Raw genomic sequence first — 18835 nt, forward strand, 5'->3', positions numbered from 1 at the left:
ACAGTAATTCTTCGAGTAAGAAACACGCAACGCAGATGGCTCAAACTTTTTTCGGCAGCTGTAACAACTGGGTTTAAACATGTCGGGTCCAGGTACGTTTAAGATTTAATGAGGTCAACCCGTTCATTGACCTGCCAATCATTGTCGGTGATGGCTACACCACCCTTGGCAGTGACCTGTACTGTGTCACTGAGGCCAATCCCCCACTCCCCAGGCAGGCGAAGACACAGGGGGAGGTGGAAAACCATGTTTTCCTCAAAGCGGCGGGTGAGACCGCGGGCGATGTAGCCGGTGCCTTCAACCCAGCTGGGAGGGAACTGCGCTCCTACGGAGTAGCCAAATACGCCAGAGAAAAAGACTCGATCCGCATAGGGTGCCAGGGCCGCCTCGGCAGCCTTTGCTGCATCATCAAAGGTATTACCCGGGCACATAGTTTCTTTCAGGGCGGTATAGAGGCTTTGGCAAACCTCCGCGATCTGGTGCATCTCAGTCGTGGCTCTGCCCGCTACAGCGGTGCGCATCATCGGTGCGGTATAGCGCTGATAAGCTGAACCAAATTCAAGGAAAACCGGATCCCCTGCCTTAATAACGGTGCGTTTATGATTGACGTGTATCACGCTGCTGCGCTGACCGCAGGTCACGATCGGCTGCAGGCTCATGAACTCGCTGCCCGCCGCGAGCAGTGCACGAGCACCCTCGGCAGCCACCTCATTGTCGGTGATGCCGGGCTCAATAATAGCTTCGGCAGCTCGTAGCCCGATTGCGGTGATGCGTGCGCTCTCGCGCAGGCAGTCCAGTTCGGCTTCGCTTTTCACCAGACGCTGACTATCCAGCAATGCGCCGCCATCATGGTGAAAGCGTGCCTTGCCCAGACAGTTTAATAGGGGTTGAATGATGGCGTAGCGCAAACCGGCAGAATTCGCATCCAGGCCTATGTGCTGGCAGGGTGACAGCAAGGCCAGCAAAGGCTCGATGACTTCACTGATATTCTCCCAGCGGTAACCAATGATTTCGTCCACCCTTGCGGTAACAACAGCCGGCCCGGTCTCAATCGACGGTACCTGCAGGACGATACGTTCCGCCGTGACCAGCAACGCGGTATGCACGGAGACCTCAAAGGTGTGATAGCCGGTCAGGTAGAAAATATCGGCAGGATCGGTCAACAGCAGGGCATCACGTCCGGCTTCAGTCATCAGGGCCCGGGTACGCGCCAAACGGAGACTTAATTCATCTGCCGGAAAGGGTAGCTCGCTGCCTTCCAGGGTGTCGGCTAAAGCCTGGCGGTAAGCGTGGAAATCCATAGTAGTCTCCAGAATCAATAAGGGACTACTTGAGTGTAGGCATAAAACGCCCTGCCCCTAAACCAGGATAATCGTTGAAAGGGCTTGAGGCCTCCCGAGGACTGCCAATTACACCATAAGTCTACCGAATACCCTTCGATTGCAGCCACTGGCTGATCTGCGCCTGATTCATCGCACCGCTCTGACGAGCCACTTCCCGGCCATTCTGGAACAGGATCATTGTGGGTATGCTGCGAATGCCAAACTGCCCGGCCGGTCCCGGTGACTGTTCGGTGTTCAGCTTTGCAAAGCGCACTTTACCCCGCCAGGCTTTCGCCGCCTGCTCGAACTGAGGCGCCATCGCCTTACAAGGCCCGCACCAACTGGCCCAGAAATCCACCACTACCGGCACATCGCTGCGCCCGGTGTGTGCCGCAAACGTCTGCTCCGTAAGATCCAGCACCTGGTCTGGCCAAAGTGCCTGTTTGCACGCGCCGCAGTTACCACCGGCGGACAGCTTGTCGGCCGGCACGCGATTCACTTTGTGGCAATGGGGACACACAAGATGTCGGATGTCAGTCATGATAGGTCGACCTATGATTGATCAGATGATTGAATTAATCGGGTCAAATGGCCGGAAATCAAGCGGCGAGCCGAGACCCTCTGCGCCTGCTGTAATTCACGCCAGAATGATTCGACTGATGGAATTGATGGAGAAACATGGAAGGTTATGCTCGGGAAGGCGATCAAACTACCGCCGAGCGAGTGGCCAAGGTAGTATTGGAACAACCTGCCCATGCCCCACAACAAGGAACAGGATGAGCAAACCTGGCATCATCAAACCCGAAATCCGATACCTCCTATACTTCGCAGTGTTCTGGGTTGTATTGCTCGCCGCTGTCACGCATTTTTTCGGCAGCTGGGACTCGCAACAAAGCAACCCCAACCAGCAGCTGGTTAGTCACACCCGCGGCAGCGTCACAGAGATTGAACTGCAAGCCAACCGCCAAGGCCACTATTTGGCAAACGGCACCATCAACAACCAGCGTGTCACCTTCATCCTGGATACCGGTGCCACAACCGTGGCCGTCTCAGAATCCCTCGCCCAAAAAGCAGGCCTCAGAAAGGGCCAGTCCGGCCTTGCGCATACCGCCGCTGGCACAGTCAATGTGTGGAGCACGACCATTCAGGAACTCCGCCTGGGCGATATGACATTCTACAATGTACCCGGCACCATCAACCCGGCCATGGATCCCGACATGGTGTTGTTGGGGATGAGCGTGCTTGGGCAGCTGAACTTCTCCCAGCAATCGGGCGTTCTAACTCTGAGCCAGGACAATCGTTGATAGGGGGTTAAGGCCCCCGGAAGACGTCTTCATATCGCTTTTCTCCTTCGGTCAGTCACTCGCGCACCCCTCATTTCCGCTACTATCAAAGTAAGCCAGTGCTAGAGACACAGCCGCTATGGGACTGTCGATACAACAATCGGAATTTACGCCGGAAGAATTTGACCGCTTTGCCGCCAAGGTGCGAACGGACCTTACCGCACTCACCCGCCTTCTGGATCGGCCCGGCTTTGGTGAGGGGGAATCTTCCATTGGTGCCGAGGTCGAGTTCTACATCGTAAACCCGGACCTGCGTGTTCAGCCGATCAACACGGAACTAGCCGCCAGCGTTCAGGATCCACAACTAACGGTTGAGCTCAACCGCTTCAATCTCGAATACAACCTCAGCCCCCAGGCCTTCAAGGGCGCCCCCTTTGCCAGAACCGAGCAGGAACTGCTCGAGGCCATGCAGCGAATCAACCGGCACGCCGCGCCATTGAATGGCCAACTGGTGCCCATCGGCATTCTACCCACGTTGCGCCAGTCCGATATGGGCGCAAAGGTGATGACAGACGAACCCCGCTACCATGCGCTATCCAACGCCTTGATCCAGCAACGGGGCGAGCCCTTCAGCATACATATCGGTGGCAACGACGTCATCGACCTGGAAGCGGACGACGTCACCATGGAAGGGGCGACCACCTCGTTCCAGCTGCACTGGCGCGTTCCAGCCGAGCGCTTTGCCGACTATTTCAACGCCGTGCAGCTGGTGACGCCCATTGCGCTGGCTCTGGCCAGCAATTCGCCCAGCCTGTTCGGCCACCACCTCTGGGACGAAACCCGTATCGCCCTGTTCAAGCAATCCGTCGACAGCCGCTCGCCCAACCACAGAACCTGGAAACACCCGCCAAGGGTTTATTACGGCAACGGTTGGGCACGCAGTGCCTGGGAGCTGTTTGCGGCCTCGGCCTCCTTGTATCCCCCCATCTTGCCATTGATGTCGGAAGAAGATCCGATGGCGGTTATTGACCGTGGAGAGGTACCTGAACTGGCCGAACTGCGACTGCACCATGGCACCACCTGGCCCTGGAACCGGGCCATTTTTGATCACACAGACGGCGGCCATCTGCGCATCGAGATTCGGTCCATGCCGGCCGGCCCAACCGCCGTAGATATGTGCGCGAACGGGCTGTTCGTGATCGGAGCGGCGTTGGCGGTACTCGAGGATATCCGGCAACTGACGTCGATACTTCCCTTTCACTACACCGAACACAATTTCTACCGTGCCGCCAAATACGGCATCGGTGCAGACATCATCTGGCCCCACAAACACCAGGTACAGTTACAGGACACCCCCCTGTTGAACGTTGCCCGTGACCTGTTACCGCGCGCCCGGGAAGCCTTGCAACGAACCGCCGTGGACGAGGCGGAGATCCACCGCCTGCTGGGAATCATCGAAGGCCGCATTCAAACTGGGATGACGGGCGCCCGATGGCAGCGCCAGGTCACCGAGTCTTTTTTCCGGTCCCAGACTCCCGACGAGGCGTTCAAGAGTATGCTGTCTCGTTACATGGCCAATCAGAAGAAAAACACACCACTGCACGAATGGACCTTGTCACCATGAGCCGCTCCAACACCCTGGATTATCTCAACAACCCCTCACCCCAAACCCTGGGCCGCTCGCCCCTGGAGTGGCTGGACCGGCTGCAACGGCCCACGGTGGTTCGCGTTGCTGGCCGCGACCCTTCCAGAACCCGGGCCATGGCAACCCTGCTTCACGGCAACGAACCCTCAGGGCTGTTCGCGATTCACCGATGGCTGCTGGAGCAGCACACCCCGGAGGTCAACCTGCTGTTCCTTCTGGGCGGCGTCCACCCCGCGAAAATCCCGCCGGTATTGTCACTGCGCCAAGTGCCAGGCGGCCGTGACCTGAACCGGTGCTTCAAAGAACCGTTTGAAGGAGAGGAAGGCGCCATTGCCCAGGCTATGCTGGCCGAGCTTCAGACCGCCAACCCCGAGTGCCTGCTGGATGTGCACAACACCTCCGGCACCGGCCCTGCCTTCGCCGTGACCATCACCAACGACGCCGCCCACCAGGCGCTGGCGTCGCTCTTTACCGACCGACTGATCATGACGGATCTTCGCCTGGGGGCACTGATGGAGTATTCCGAACAGGAAGTGCCCACCGTCACCATCGAGTGTGGCGGTGCTCAGGATGATCACGCGCACCAACTGGCGTACGAAGGGCTGGTTCGGTATGCCTCGCAATCTGACGTGCTGTCGCTGGAAAAAGCGGAATGGAACGTTGCGGTGCTGCGAAACCCGATTCGAGTGGAGTTGGCGCCCGATGCGACCATCGAGTACCGTTCAACGCCCAGTGGGCAGGCAGACCTGACGTTTCCACCCGATTTCGAACACCGCAATTTCGGGATTGTGTCGCCGGATGAGCCACTTGGATGGGTGGGGCAAAAAGGCCTGGACGTGCTCACGGCGATCAGCCACAACCGCACCGAGAACATGGAGCAGGTACTGAAAGTCAGGGATGGGCAAATCTACCCTGCCCAGGCCCTCAAGGCCTTCATGATCACCACCAACCCGTTGATTGCGAAGAGCGATTGTCTGTTCTATGCCGTCAAAGCAACGGGCGAACCCATTTTTTAGACCCTGGCGAGCCGCTTCTAATCGTAGATGGCCCGCTCTCTCGCGTCTCGTTTTCGATCCGGGTCTTCCTGGCTTGGTGTGGCTGAAATGACATCGAGGTAATCGGCGGGAACGCCGATTTCTTTCGCACCAACAACGACGTGATTCAAATACCAGGAGTGAGGCAGCAAAGATGGATCCGTTGACGTTGCACAGTAGGTAAAAGCATCAAGGGAATTCCCGAGAGCATCCGTAACCGTGACCCGCTTTTCATCGTAACCGAAGCCCAAACCCTCAGCCTTGTCCAGCGGACCTTTCTCGCTGCGCGGTATCTCAAACAGTGCGCCAATGACGACGTCCTCCGGATTTCCGGTAAACAGTGCGTCGCATTTTGCGGATTGGTCTTTCCTGCTCCACTTGTGAAACCGAAGGGAATGCTCAACCAGCGTGAACATACCGATTCGCTCCGCGCTTGGAACCCTCGCTCTTAATCTGAGGAGTGACATATTCGATCCGTAAGCAAAATACTTCATGCTGCCTCCGTATCTGCGCTGTTCACTCTGGGACCTGGAGTCATAATCTTAGCAAAACCGGGGCAGGTCTATTTTTTCGATCTCATCCATGAATTTGTTACCGCCGGTCCGGGAAAACGAAACTGTCCCGGCTTTCGCTACACCGACCATCAGCATGGAGCTACACTGGATTCCCACCTGACAATGGCTCTTCCGAAATCAAACATGCGATGTTTTGCTCTACTGACAGTACTCCTGCTAACAGGCTGCACTTCGACCAACCATGTACCTTCCTCCGGTACCGAGTTCTCCCTTGATGACTGCACGCCCTTCCTGAACTGTGTATCCAGCACCTCATCAGTGAGCCTCTATTACGTGAAACCCATTCAGCTGTCTGCGCCCCTGGATCAGCCGACATGGGACACCGTTAAAGCTGTCGCCACTGAAATGCCGCGCGCCAGGCTCAATGATTCGCGCTTTGGCTATCTGGACATGACCTTTCATAGCGACCTGCTCCACTTTCCCGACTACTTCGAGGTTCTGGTGAGCCCGGACCGCCGCAGTCTGGATATCCGATCCCAGTCGCTGTTCGGCTTTTATGATCTGGGAGTTAACCGGCGGCGCGTGGAGCGCTTCAGGCACAATCTGGTTGAGCGTGGTGTTGCCAGTGGTAATAGCCAGGCTCTAAAAAGCGCTGACTGAGGGAAAGACAGGCACAATTACCCAAGATTATCTTGGCATCAGCGCCTCCCTGCTCTGGAACCACAGAAGCCTTTCGGTGTGCTGGCAGTAATTATTAACCGATGTGAGGAGAGCATTGGTAGTCGCTCAAATTAGCTCTGAGCCATCCGATAAGCCACGAAGAAAGATCTGCCCCTTTTTTCCGGTTTCGGTTTCGGTTTCGGTTTCCCGGTCATAATCTGTTCTAGTTCTCTTGATTTGTAGCCAACATTAGTGAGAAAGTATGGATTCAGTTTAATCCGCGAGCCGGAAACCAATCTTTAAGTCCAGACAACGCACCCAAGACAGGTTTTCGGCACTCTCAAAATTGCCGGAAATGTTAGCTTGAGATTTTAATATAACGTTCTACAGTTTCCGATATTGAGCACTTAACACTCGGATTAACGCTTTTTGAGAACGATCAAAACGGGATTCCGTAGCGCAAGAATGTTTTCTTCGATCTTACAATTAACTCAAATGGACAAAGAATTAAGTGGGCAAAGAAACTAAAATACAATTAGATACAAAGCACGGCAAATTAATAACCTATACCCACACTCTTAATAATGAAACGTGCGTGGTTATTAAAAGCGAAACACTCCCAAGGTCACCATTTCTGAGAATCCATTCGTCTTGCTTATTTAGCGAAAGTTTCCATGCCACGGATTGTGATTGCGCGAGTCAACTAGATGCAGCTCTTGAATACATTAAAAAAAATGGTGGAATCATTATATATCTATATCAAGAGGGAAGAGGAATAGGGATCAGCGAAAAAGTAAAATCAATATACCTAGAGCAAACCAAGGCATTAAATACAGCTGAAGCATTCTCTGAATTGGGACATCAACAGGACCCTAGAAACTATGCAATAGCAATCGATGTTCTAAAAACAGAAAATATACAAATAGTAACAATTGCGACCAACAACCCCAACAAGGTGAAAGCACTTCGTGATAGCGGAATCATTGTAGAAAGTCGTATAAATCTAGACATCGAAAAAAATGAAACCATGGCCAAGTATCTGGAAACCAAAACCGAGGCACTGGGCCACTATGAAAAAGATTGAAGATCTTCTATCAAAAGAGCTATTTAAGATTGATCCAATTTCATGCATGGAGCATGCTAAGGTACTGAGGACGTACACCCGCCCAATTGAAGCGCTACCTTGGTCTTCGGAAGACAAACCGGATCAACTCATCTTCAAAGTAGCATTTATTTCTGTATGCCATCAATTCAACTGGGACTTCCTTCAATCGCAGATTGCTGAAGACTTATTTAAAAACCGTGAAAATATTCTTGAGCGTTTGCAAGTAATTACTGCGGCAGATGTTAGTGATCTTCTGAAAGATTACCCCAAACAACAGCGAGTAAGAGCAAAAGAACGAGCAAAGCTTCTTAGAGATATAGGGACACAAATAAAGAATATTTTTGGCGACAAATTCAATTTTTATCAGGAGATCTCAAAAACTAAATTTTCTGATGGGTCGTTTCATAAAACTTTTGACACCTTTATCGCCTATTCTGAAGATCCTTTGAGAAAAAAAACCAATATATTGAGTCACGAGCTTGTCAAGGAATCTATTATCAGATTTGAAGACGAAGAATTCGTGAAACCCGCCATTGACTACCATATCATGAGGGTATATCTCAGAACTGGCAGGGTGGTTCCAACGGATCCTGCAATATTTCAACAACTCGGGAAAACGCCGAACCCGAGAGGAACACTGGTAAGAATACTGCGTGAGTCAGTTTCTGAAGCCGAGGAGCTCACAGCGTTTTACGCAGGAATAAACGTTGCGGACCTAAACTACATCGAATGGCAAGTCGCTCGCTCTATTTGCACAAATATCAATCCAGGATGCACTGCAACGGTCATAGGCGTACCTGACGATGTAAAAAAACTATGTAGCCAAGGTTGCCCTTACAATTCGTTTTGCACGGCTTTTAACTTTGACAAAAGGTTCATTGAGTTAGAGGAGCCAAAGTTCATAAGTAGAATGTATTAATTTTAAATTGAAAAAATCAAAACATCTTCAGTATGTTCTTTTTTACCTTCTTTTCCCTTCCTACCTTTTCCCAGGTTATTTATATTTATTTTCACTGACTCGCGCCGTACAACTTGAGATTCAACCCCCAGGTAAGCCAACATTTCAACCGTGATATCACTCACAGGTATAAACAAATCTTTATAGGTATTGTTCTGAAGAACAAGAATTCCATTTGCTTCTTCCGACAAAACAAACTTCACCCTTTCAAGAAATAAGAACAGCGACCTAAAATACTGAACATAAGTCCATATATAATATGACCCACTAGCATAACTTTCATGACTCTTTATCGATTCTAAAATATGATTGCATGTTACACCCCACTTATCCTCGCTCGGAGATTTATTTACTATCTTAGGGGTACCAATCATCCTTCGGCGAGCCCCTTCGATATCAATTGGAACAAATCCCGAGAGAACAAGTAAATTTGGCAAATGCTTAATTATGTAATCTAATCTTGTGAGATACGGTGGCGAAGTAATAATAAAATCAGCACGAACTCCCAGTAATTCTGTCGTCAAATCTTCAACGCTGGCGTTAAATATTTTTATATTTCTTTTAATTGCATAGGCTTGCAAATCTGACAAATCAGACATGATCACTTCCGACGTCGTTTGAGCTGGACCCATGATGCTATTTACGACATCCATTTCACCATCTTTAGCCTTCCGATACCAAGTCGGGTTTGACCCTCTTACAACCTTGGCCGAACTCTCCGCTGCTATACACAAAGAAGTGAGGGCTACAACCTCCGAATCGTACACCCCCTTCTCATCCTGCAGAATCGCGTCTAAATAACTTTTAGATCCATTTAACTTAATACTTTCTTTAATACTGCCAATCACTTTAGCGGCATAATCAATACACGACTCTGAGAAAAATCGGTAAGTTTCTTCGCAAAAATCAACATCATCGCTATAAACCGATCTTGGAGAGTTCAAAATCTGCCGCACTTTATCTTTATCAAAATCTAGTGCAACTTTGCATCGGGACAACAAACAAGCAAATGGATCAAGATCAACACCAATAGCTGGCAGTCCCTTTTTTAGGCAGCTAACAAGCGTGGTTCCTGAACCAACGAAAGGATCCAAAATAACCGAATCATCCTGCAGCCCCATTGCATCTATACTTTTATTTACGAATTCTTCAGAAAAAGATGCATAGAACTTAGTCCAACCATGAACACCAAGCTTATCCTTAGCTTTGATCTTTGCGGTGGGTAACAATCCTAATTGACTGTCCTCTGCTAACAAGCTTAACTGTTTAGCTCTCATTGCGCATGTCATCTCAAAAAAACAGCGGAATACCATTAAACGAATAGCCTCAAACTATAGCACAATCCTACAAAATGCGCTATCTTCCTTGAAAGTTCCAGATTTGGATAAACGATGTACTTTACAGACAAAGAGCTCCACACCATCAGCGGCACCGTAATATCTGAGTGTAACCACCCAGATCACGCCTTCGACGCAGACAAACAAATTAAAACTTGTTCAATTGATATTCGAGTTTCCAATATATTTTGGATACCAAAAAGGCAGAGAAATAGCTTCGATTTAGGAAGAAGAAATATCTTTGAGGTATCCCCCAGAAGGATGTGGAAGAAAATTGTTTTGTCTAACAACGAATCAATCACTTTAAAGCCTGGTCAAATGATACTTGGTCGGACCTATGAAAAAATTTCGATCCCAAAGGAGAATGTAGGCAAGCTCACAACTAGAAGCTCATTTGCAAGACTTGGTTTATGGACGGCGGGAAATTGCGATTTAGTAAACCCTGGATATTCTGGACATGTCCCACTGGAACTAATGAATACCTCGCCTAACAAAATTGTGATTCACCCGTATCTTCCTTTAAGTCAATTATTCATAATGAGACTAGATGGAGAACTTGGAAACTCTTATGACAGTGAGCTATTAAATAGCAAATATGTTGATGATGACGGGGGTCCATCTGTTTGGTGGCGAGACGAACTAGTTCAAAAGATATCTAGGCATATTACGTCCAACGCCCTTGCAAAACCGGTTCTTGAAAGACTTCAAAAAGAAGTTCATCAACTCGATGATAGATGCTTATTCAGGCTCGATAGATTTGTAGACTCAAAAACGTTTTCAAATTCTGACGACTTGTTGAGCCAGTTTGCTAGATCAGAGAGAGCTCGATTTAGCTTATATAAACTTCGGCGTAAATTCTTTCTTTGGGCATTCCCAGCAGCCTTAGCCTCACTCGTCTTACCTGAACTCTTACAGCCGCTTAGTAAAACCATAAGCTTGCTAAAAGACTACGACGCCTCACTTTATTTTAGAATAGTGATAACAATCATTCTTGCTTTTCCGGCTGCATATTATTTTTTCAGCAAAAAAGTGCGTTTTTTTCTTGATGAAAATGACAGGCAACAAGATGCTGATTAGGGATCAATTCTCGATCCCTAATAGGTGATTCAACCCCATATTTAAGCTCATTAACATATGGTTTCTAAGCAATTGAATCAAACTTTCAGATGTTTTCGGATCAACTCATCATACAACTCTCCAATCCCCCCCTCAGCAACCCGCCTCCCCCGATCCAGAATCGCAAACCGATCCGCATACTTCCGCGCAAACGGCAACTTCTGCTCAACCAGCAACACTGTCAACCCATCTTCCTCAATAAGCCGGCGGATCACTTCTCCGATTTGAGCTACGATGTTCGGCTGAATCCCCTCCCCCGGCTCATCCAGAATCAGCAGCCTGGGCTCGATCACCAGCGCCCGGCCAATGGCCAGTTGCTGTTGCTGCCCACCAGACAGGTCACCCCCTCTGCGGTGTTTCATTTCCTTCAACACCGGAAACAGCTCATACACCCGCTCCGGTATCTTCTTGCTGCCGTCCTTGCGCACGGCCAAACCCGTGCGCAGGTTTTCTTCCACGGTCAGCAGCGGGAATATCTGCCTTCCCTGGGGCACGTAGCCGATGCCGAGGCGTGAGCGGTCTTCCACTTTCTTTTTGGTGAGCTCCACATCCCCGGCAAATTCAATGCTGCCGCTTTTGGTGGTTTCCTCGCCCATGATGCATTTCATCAGGGTGGTTTTGCCCACGCCGTTGCGGCCCATTACGCAGGTGCACTGGCCCTGGGGGATGTCCAGGTCCAGGTCCCGGAGGGTGTGGCTTTCGCCGTAGTATTGGTTGAGCTTCTGGATCTTGAGCATTACGCCTCCTCCCCCAGGTATACCTTGATCACTTCCGGGTCGTTGGAGACCTGGTCCATGGTGCCTTCGGCCAGCACGCTGCCCTGGTGCAGCACGGTTACCTGGCGGGCGATGGAACGCACGAAGCCCATGTCGTGCTCTACCACCACTACAGACTGTTTGCCGGCGAGGCTGGTGAGCAATTCGGCGGTGCGTTCCATTTCCTGTTCAGTCATGCCGGCTACGGGTTCGTCCACCAGCAGCAGTCGGGGCTTCTGCATTAGCAGCATGCCGATTTCCAGCCACTGTTTCTGGCCGTGGGAGAGGATGCCGGCGGGTTTGTCGCGCAGGGTTTTCAGTTTGATCATCTCCAGCACTTCGTCGATGCGGTCCCGGTATTCGGGTTTCATGATGGCGGTCAGGGTTGGGAATATGCGTTTGTCGGCGGCCATGGCCAGTTCCAGGTTTTCAAACACGGTGAGGGCTTCAAACACCGTGGGTTTCTGGAACTTGCGGCCGATGCCCAGGCTGGCGATGTCCGGCTCGTTCATGGTCAGCAGGTTGTGGCGGCTGCCGAACCACACGGAGCCGGTATCGGGCCGGGTTTTACCGGTGATGATGTCCATCATGGTGGTTTTGCCCGCGCCGTTGGGGCCGATAATGCAGCGCAGCTCGCCGTCGTCGATTGTCAGGTTCAGGTTGTTGATGGCCTTAAAGCCGTCAAAGCTCACGTTGACGTCTTCCAGGTACAGGATCGGGCCGTGGCGCACGTCCACCGGGGAGGCGGCGGGGGCCAGGAATTCGAATACCCGGTCGCGGTTGGCCAGTTGTTCGAACATGCTCATGCGGTGGCCTCCTGCCCGGTGGTGGTGTCGTCGTCTTTGGCTTTTCGGCGTTTTTGCAGCAGGCCGGCAATGCCTTTGGGCAGGAACACGGTCACCAGCACAAACAGCGCGCCCAGGGCGAACAGCCAGGCATCCGGCATCACGCCGGTGAACACGGTTTTGGCGTAGTTCACCAGGATGGCGCCAATCACGGCTCCGTACAGCGTTGCGCGGCCGCCCAGGGCCACCCATACCACGATTTCGATGGAGAACAGCGGCGAGAATTCGCTGGGGTTGATAATGCCCACTTGCGGCACGTACAGGGCCCCGGCCACGCCCGCCAGCATGGCGGACACCACAAACACGAACAGCTGCACCCGTTCTACCCGGTAACCCAGGAAGCGGGTGCGGGCTTCGGCGTCCCGGCAGGCCACGCTTACCCGGCCCAGTTTGCTGGTGACAATGCCCCGGCAGATCACATAGCCAATGGCCAGGGCGATGCCGGTGGCGATGAACAGCCCCAGCCGGGTGGCGTCGCTGCGCAGGTTAAAGCCGAGTATGTCGCGGAAGTCGGTCAGGCCGTTGTTGCCGCCAAAGCCCATTTCGTTGCGGAAGAAGGCCAGCATCAGGGCGAAGGTAAGCGCCTGGGTGATGATGGACAGGTACACCCCGGTTACCCGGGAGCGGAAGGCCAGGAAGCCGAACACGAGCGCCAGAAGGCCCGGGGCCAGCAGCACCATGATGAAGGCAAACCAGGCCATGTCGAAGCCCTGCCAGTACCAGGGCAGCGTGTCCCAGTTCAGGAACACCATGAAGTCTGGCAGTACCGGGTCGCCGTACACGCCCCGGTCGCCGATCTGGCGCATCAGGTACATGCCCATGGCGTAGCCGCCCAGCGCAAAGAAGGCGCCGTGGCCCAGGCTGAGAATGCCCAGGTAACCCCACACCAGGTCTACCGCCACCGCCAACAAGGCGTAGCACAGGTATTTACCCAGCAGGGTGACCGTGTAGGCACTTACGTGCAGGGCGCTGTCCTGTGGCATGAACAGGTGCAAAAAGGTGACCACTATGAGGGCGCCGAACAGCACGCCCAGGAAGATCTGGGTGGAACGCTCCTGCAGGGGCCGGAGCAGCCAGGTTTGTGATGACGCCATAACTCAGCCCTCCGCCGCTCGGCCTTTCTGGGGAAAGAGTCCCCGCGGCCGTTTCTGAATGAACAGGATGATCAGTACCAGCACCATGATCTTGGCCAATACCGCGCCAGCCCAGGGTTCCAGAATCTGGTTGATGGTGCCCAGGGTGAGCCCGGCCACTAAGGTGCCCCAGAGGTTACCCACGCCGCCGAACACCACCACCATGAACGAATCGATGATGTAGTTCTGGCCCAGGTTGGGGCCTACGTTGGTGATCTGTGACAACGCCACACCGGCCAGCCCGGCCACGCCGGAGCCCAGGGCAAAGGTCATGATGTCCACCTTGGTGGCTTTGATGCCCATGGAGCGGGCCATGGCGCGGTTCTGGGTAACGGCGCGCACTTCCAGCCCCAGGCGGGTTCTGCGCATGATCAGCATCAGCCCGGCGAACACCACCAGGGCAAAGCCAATCACGTACAGGCGGTTAAGGGTGAGGGACAATGCCTCGTTGATCATGATGGAGCCGCTCATCCATTCCGGGGTAACCACGGTGCGGTTAAGCGGGGAAATCACCGTGCGCACCAGTTGCTGCAAAATCAGGCTGATGCCAAAGGTGGCCAGCAGGGTTTCCAGCGGGCGGCCTTTGAGGTGTTGGATGACACTGCGCTCGATGATGATGCCCGCCAGCGCCGCCACCATGAAGCCGGCGGGGATGGACAGAATCAGCGCCAGGCCCGGTTGGCCGGGAAACAGTTGCTGCATGCCCCAGGTGGTGTAGGCACCCAGCATGATCAGTTCACCATGGGCCATGTTGATTACGCCCATCACCCCGAAGGTGATGGCCAGGCCGATGGCGGCCAGTACCAGTACGGAGCCGAGGGAGAGGCCGAAGTACAGGGTCTCAGCGGCTTTGTTCAGTTTCAGTTTCTGCTCGATGCTCGCCAGGGCTTTTTCGGCGGCCGCGGCGATGGCCGGGTCGTCACTGCTGGCCGCATTATTCAAAGCAGCCCGCACACGGGCGTTCAGGCTGCCGGAAAGTTGTTCGATGGCGTTGATGTCGCCTTGTTCCAGTTGGTGGATGGCCAGGGCGTTAGCCAACAAATCGCGCACCCGGTCGTTTTCTTCCACCTCAAGCCGTTCTTCAATCAACGGCGCGGTTACCGCATCCACCCGGCCCAGCAAATGGCGGGCGGCGGCGCGGCGGGTGCGGTGGTCGGCTACCGTCAGGTCTACCACCGAGAGAATGCCTTCCACCTGGCTGCGCAGGGCGTTGTTCACCCGAATGCTGTCCAGCTCCCGGCGAGACATCTCACCCATGCTGTCACCGGTCACGGCGCTGGCCACTTGCCAGTTGCGCCCGGTGTTGTTGGTGACCAGCACCACGTAGCCGGAAGATTTTACGGTGGCGAGCTTGCCGCCGGCAAAGGCTTCCAGCCAGCTGCGGGCCCGTTCGTCGCCGCTTTCTGCAATCTGTTTCAGTACCTTGCTTTTCTCGGCGTTGTTGGCTTCTGCGAGCCGTTGCAACAGCGTTTGGGCGGTGTCGTCCTGCACCTGTGCAGTGGCCACCGCCGGCCCCAGGGCCAGGCACCAGGCCAAAGCGAGCCCGGCGAGCAGTCGGATGATGCTCATGGTTCATTCCTGTTGGCGTTGAAATGAGGGTGGAAAAGCCGGGCAGGCACGCTAACCTGCCCGGTTGGGTCGCTTAGTTGGAAGCCACTTCCGCAGAGCCACCGCACTTGCCAGTCACCACGTTGAAGTTGCCGCAACGCAGCGGGGCGCGCCAGTCACTGATCAGGTCTTTGGAACCCGGCAGGAAGTCAGACCAGGCATCGCCAGCCACGGTAGACGGCGTTTCCCAGACCACGGAGAACTGGCCGTTGTCCTGGATCTCGCCAATCAGCACCGGCTTGGTGATGTGGTGGTTGGGCATCATGGTGGCAATGCCGCCGGTGAGGTTGGGCACGGCTACGCCGATGATCGCGTCTTTGATGGCGTCGACATCGGTGGTGCCGGCTTTCTTCACTGCCTCAACGTACATGTTGAAGCCGATGTAGTGGGCTTCCATGGGGTCGTTGGTGACGGCTTTTTCGTCGCCCTTGAACTCTACCCAAGCGTCGATGAAGTCGTAGTTGGCTTCGTTATCCACGCTCATGAAGTAGTTCCAGGCAGCCAGGTGGCCCACCAGCGGTGCGGTGTCGATGCCGGAAAGCTCCTGCTCACCCACCGAGAAAGCCACCACCGGGATGTCGGAGGCCGACACACCCTGGTTACCCAGTTCCCGGTAGAAAGGCACGTTGGCATCGCCGTTGATGGTGGAAACCACGGCGGTTTTCTTGCCGGCGCTGCCAAAGCTCTTGATATCGGAAACGATGGACTGCCAGTCGGAATGCCCAAACGGGGTGTAGTTGATCATGATGTCCGCATCCGCCACGCCCTGGTCTTTCAGGTAGGTTTCCAGGATGCGGTTGGTGGTGCGCGGGTAAACGTAATCGGTGCCCGCCAGAACCCAGCGCTCAACGCCCAGGTCGTTCTTCAGGTAATCCACCGCCGGAATGGCCTGCTGGTTGGGCGCCGCGCCGGTGTAGAAGACGTTTTCAGAAGATTCCTCACCCTCGTACTGCACCGGGTAGAACAGCAGGCCGTTCAGCTCTTCCACCACCGGCAGCACGGATTTACGGGACACCGAGGTCCAGTTTCCGAAAATCACGTCTACTTTTTCTTTCTCCAGCAGTTCCCGGGCCCGCTCAGCGAACAGCGGCCAGTTGGAGGCGGGGTCTACCACTACCGGCTCCAGCTTGCGGCCCAGTACACCGCCTTCGGCGTTCTGCTTTTCGATCAGCATCAGCATGGTGTCTTTCAGTGCGGTTTCACTGATCGCCATGGTGCCGGAGAGGGAATGCAAAATGCCCACTTTGATGGGGTCTTCCGCCGCCATGGCGTGGAAGGAGACAGACAGTGCCAGTGCAGACAGGCCCATTTTCACGTGTTTTTTGATGCTCATGTTGTGCGTCCTTTTCGTTGGGTTATGAGTCGTCAAACGCAACGGGGTGATTGCATCTGCCGTTCCAACTCCTACAAAAAGCACGAGAAACCAACAAGTTATCTAGTATACAAGCTATCCAAAGGCTGCCAGGGCCGGTGATTTACCCGGATTGAGGCCTGATTTTGGTGCCTTCTGGCGCGTTTCTGCGCCTTACTGGTGCATGCCGGTTTTGCCCAACTATCATGCAAAAACCATTAACCAACTGTTTTTATTGAAATAGTGACGTTTATCCGGTGTCTGGCACGCAGCTTGCCATTGCTCATGTATACAAGTTTGACCACACATGAGGACAACATCCCATGCCAACCACCCTTGGATGGACGATCGCAGACTGGCAACAGGCCTATAGAGAAGGCGCAGAGCCGGAAGCCCTGATCAGCAAACTGCTGGATTACCTGAAAGGTGACGACAACGCCTGGATCTCCCGGTTGGGCGCAGACGGCTTCCACCAGGCCATGGCCGAACTGGCAGACCAGCTGGAAACCGTTGACGGTGATCTGGAGCAGTTACCGCTTTATGGCATTCCGTTCGCGGTGAAAGACAACATTGATGCCGCCGGCTTTGAAACCACCGCCGCCTGCCCGGCCTTTGCCTACACCCCCGAACAAGACGCCACCGTGGTGCGCAAACTGAAAGCCGCCGGCGCCGTGGTGATTGGCAAAACCAATCTGGACCAGTTCGCCACCGGGCTGGTGGGCACCCGGTCGCCCTATGGTGCGGTACCCAACAGTGTTAACCCGAAGGTGATCAGCGGCGGTTCCAGCTCTGGTTCTGCCTCTGTGGTGGCACGGGGCCTGGTGCCCTTTGCCCTGGGCACAGACACCGCCGGCTCCGGCCGGGTGCCCGCCGGCCTGAACAACCTGGTGGGGCTGAAACCCACCAAAGGCCTGTTCAGCATTAACGGTGTGGTGCCAGCCTGCCGGTCGCTGGATTGCGTTTCGGTGTTCGGGCTGACCATTGCCGATGCCGCACTGGTGGCTGAGGTGATGGCGGGCTTTGATAAAGCCGATGCGTTTTCCCGGAAAGCGCCCAGCGCCCTGCCCCTGGATGCCCCCGCCATTCGCCGCCCCGGCCCGGTGCAGCGTTTGGCCATTCCCGAACACCCCGAGTTCTTTGGTGACCAGCAGGCGGAAGCGGCCTGGAATACCACGCTGAGCCAATGGCGCCAGCGGGATACCGCTGGCGTTGAACTGGTGCCGCTGGATTTCAGCCCGCTGCTGGAGTTGGCTGCCCTGCTTTATGAAGGCCCCTGGGTAGCCGAGCGCCACGCGGCCGTCAAAGGGTTTATGGCAGGCCACGCCGGCGATATGAACGAGACAGTGCGTTCGATAATCAGCAAAGCCGAACACTTCACCGCCACCGACACCTTCAACGCCCAGTACCGCAAGGAAGAGTTGCTGCGGCAGATCGATAGCCTCCTGGCAGAAGTGGATGGCCTGCTGGTGCCCACTGCCCCGATCGCGCCCACCATTGAAGCCGTGAATGCCGACCCGGTATCACTGAACAGCCAGCTGGGCACTTACACCAATTTCGTGAACCTGGCGGATTTGTGCGCCCTGGCGGTGCCCGCCGGCTTCCGGGACGACGGCCTGCCCTTTGGCGTGACCTTGATAAGCGGTGCCTGGAAAGACCGGGAACTGCAAACCCTGGCCAGCCAGTGGCTGAACGCTCACCCAACACCCCTGGGCGCCACAGACAAAGCCCGACCGGAGGAAGTGGTTACTTACCAACCGGCCGTTCCGACCATTCAGGTGGCGGTAGTCGGCGCCCATTTGTCTGGTATGCCCCTGAACACCCAGCTCACCGAACGCAAGGCCCGGCTGCTGGAGCAAACCACCACCACCCCCAACTACCGCCTGTACGCCCTGCCCAACACCACTCCGCCCAAACCGGGCCTGAAGCGAGTGGAAGAAGACGGCGCGCAGATTGTGCTGGAAGTCTGGGAAATGGCCGCCTCGGAATTCGGCTCCTTCGTCGACCTGATCCCCGCCCCCCTTGGCATCGGCAATGTTGAGCTGGCCGATGGCCGATGGGTAAACGGCTTTATCTGCGAAGGCTACGGTTTCACCGGCGCCAGAGACGTCACCGAATTCGGCGGCTGGCGAGCTTTCATTAAATCCAGGGCCTGATCCACCTACTCCGGA

The 18835-nt window shown here is 54.4% G+C and carries 17 protein-coding genes; 8 read left to right on the forward strand and 9 right to left on the reverse strand.

Going from position 1 to position 18835, the window contains the following annotated elements; translation table 11 throughout:
• Positions 1–98: 98 nt before the first annotated feature.
• Together QUE75_RS15020 and trxC are read right to left on the reverse strand one after the other, a co-directional pair.
• The gene (locus QUE75_RS15020) at positions 99–1301 is read right to left on the reverse strand and encodes a M24 family metallopeptidase (RefSeq protein ID WP_286251385.1); all 1203 of its coding nucleotides are present in this window, start codon (positions 1299–1301) and stop codon (positions 99–101) included.
• 121 nt (positions 1302–1422) lie between these two features.
• Positions 1423–1863, reverse strand: a complete 441-nt coding sequence (trxC, locus tag QUE75_RS15025) for a thioredoxin TrxC (RefSeq protein ID WP_286251386.1) — start codon at positions 1861–1863, stop codon at positions 1423–1425.
• A 235-nt stretch (positions 1864–2098) separates the two neighbouring features.
• Here trxC and QUE75_RS15030 point away from each other — a divergent pair, with 235 nt between their 5' ends.
• The 3 genes from QUE75_RS15030 (at position 2099) to QUE75_RS15040 (ending at position 5266) form a co-directional block, all read left to right on the forward strand.
• Positions 2099–2626 carry a retropepsin-like aspartic protease family protein gene (locus tag QUE75_RS15030; RefSeq protein WP_286251387.1) on the forward strand — a complete coding sequence of 176 codons (528 nt, stop codon included), beginning with the start codon at positions 2099–2101 and terminating at the stop codon, positions 2624–2626.
• A gap of 118 nt (positions 2627–2744) precedes the next feature.
• Positions 2745–4229 (forward strand): hypothetical protein, encoded by a 1485-nt coding sequence (locus QUE75_RS15035; RefSeq protein ID WP_286251388.1) that lies wholly within the window; start codon positions 2745–2747, stop codon positions 4227–4229.
• The gene (locus QUE75_RS15040) at positions 4226–5266 is read left to right on the forward strand and encodes a M14 family metallopeptidase (protein WP_286251389.1); all 1041 of its coding nucleotides are present in this window, start codon (positions 4226–4228) and stop codon (positions 5264–5266) included. Before QUE75_RS15035 ends, QUE75_RS15040 begins: the two co-directional genes overlap by 4 nt.
• 17 nt (positions 5267–5283) lie before the next feature.
• On the opposite strand, the gene QUE75_RS15045 is transcribed toward QUE75_RS15040, so the two are convergent.
• The gene (locus QUE75_RS15045; RefSeq protein WP_286251390.1) at positions 5284–5778 is read right to left on the reverse strand and encodes a gamma-glutamylcyclotransferase family protein; all 495 of its coding nucleotides are present in this window, start codon (positions 5776–5778) and stop codon (positions 5284–5286) included.
• Positions 5779–5982: 204 nt separating this feature from the next.
• On the opposite strand from QUE75_RS15045, the gene QUE75_RS15050 reads away from it, so the two are divergent.
• From QUE75_RS15050 to QUE75_RS15060, 3 genes are all read left to right on the forward strand, one after another.
• Positions 5983–6459 (forward strand): DUF1499 domain-containing protein, encoded by a 477-nt coding sequence (locus QUE75_RS15050; protein ID WP_396631664.1) that lies wholly within the window; start codon positions 5983–5985, stop codon positions 6457–6459.
• Positions 6460–6970: 511 nt separating this feature from the next.
• Positions 6971–7543, forward strand: coding sequence for a GTP cyclohydrolase II RibA (gene ribA / locus QUE75_RS15055; RefSeq protein WP_286251392.1), 573 nt, complete (start codon positions 6971–6973; stop codon positions 7541–7543).
• Positions 7530–8483 (forward strand): hypothetical protein, encoded by a 954-nt coding sequence (locus QUE75_RS15060; RefSeq protein ID WP_286251393.1) that lies wholly within the window; start codon positions 7530–7532, stop codon positions 8481–8483. Before ribA ends, QUE75_RS15060 begins: the two co-directional genes overlap by 14 nt.
• 2 nt (positions 8484–8485) lie before the next feature.
• Here the strand turns inward: QUE75_RS15060 and QUE75_RS15065 are convergent, their stop codons facing one another.
• A complete protein-coding gene (locus tag QUE75_RS15065; RefSeq protein ID WP_286251394.1) occupies positions 8486–9799 on the reverse strand; it encodes a DNA methyltransferase in 1314 nt (437 codons plus the stop codon).
• Between the two features lie 114 nt (positions 9800–9913).
• Here QUE75_RS15065 and dcd point away from each other — a divergent pair, with 114 nt between their 5' ends.
• Positions 9914–10936 carry a dCTP deaminase gene (gene dcd / locus QUE75_RS15070; RefSeq protein ID WP_286251395.1) on the forward strand — a complete coding sequence of 341 codons (1023 nt, stop codon included), beginning with the start codon at positions 9914–9916 and terminating at the stop codon, positions 10934–10936.
• 77 nt (positions 10937–11013) lie between these two features.
• Here the strand turns inward: dcd and urtE are convergent, their stop codons facing one another.
• The 5 genes from urtE to urtA all read right to left on the reverse strand — a co-directional run bounded on the left by urtE (position 11014) and on the right by urtA (position 16649).
• Positions 11014–11712 (reverse strand): urea ABC transporter ATP-binding subunit UrtE, encoded by a 699-nt coding sequence (gene urtE / locus QUE75_RS15075; protein ID WP_286251396.1) that lies wholly within the window; start codon positions 11710–11712, stop codon positions 11014–11016.
• Complete coding sequence (gene urtD, locus QUE75_RS15080) at positions 11712–12536, reverse strand: urea ABC transporter ATP-binding protein UrtD (protein WP_058092764.1); 825 nt, start codon at positions 12534–12536, stop codon at positions 11712–11714. Before urtD ends, urtE begins: the two co-directional genes overlap by 1 nt.
• Positions 12533–13669 (reverse strand): urea ABC transporter permease subunit UrtC, encoded by a 1137-nt coding sequence (gene urtC / locus QUE75_RS15085; RefSeq protein ID WP_286251397.1) that lies wholly within the window; start codon positions 13667–13669, stop codon positions 12533–12535. Before urtC ends, urtD begins: the two co-directional genes overlap by 4 nt.
• Before the next feature lie 3 nt (positions 13670–13672).
• A complete protein-coding gene (urtB, locus tag QUE75_RS15090) occupies positions 13673–15277 on the reverse strand; it encodes an urea ABC transporter permease subunit UrtB (RefSeq protein ID WP_286251398.1) in 1605 nt (534 codons plus the stop codon).
• A 73-nt stretch (positions 15278–15350) separates the two neighbouring features.
• Positions 15351–16649, reverse strand: coding sequence for an urea ABC transporter substrate-binding protein (gene urtA / locus QUE75_RS15095; protein WP_138435329.1), 1299 nt, complete (start codon positions 16647–16649; stop codon positions 15351–15353).
• A gap of 341 nt (positions 16650–16990) precedes the next feature.
• On the opposite strand from urtA, the gene atzF reads away from it, so the two are divergent.
• Entirely contained in the window at positions 16991–18820 is a 1830-nt protein-coding gene (atzF, locus tag QUE75_RS15100) for an allophanate hydrolase (protein ID WP_286251399.1), read from the forward strand.
• Positions 18821–18835: the final 15 nt, after the last annotated feature.

The organism is Marinobacter shengliensis (assembly GCF_030297115.1).
Lineage (GTDB): Bacteria > Pseudomonadota > Gammaproteobacteria > Pseudomonadales > Oleiphilaceae > Marinobacter > Marinobacter shengliensis.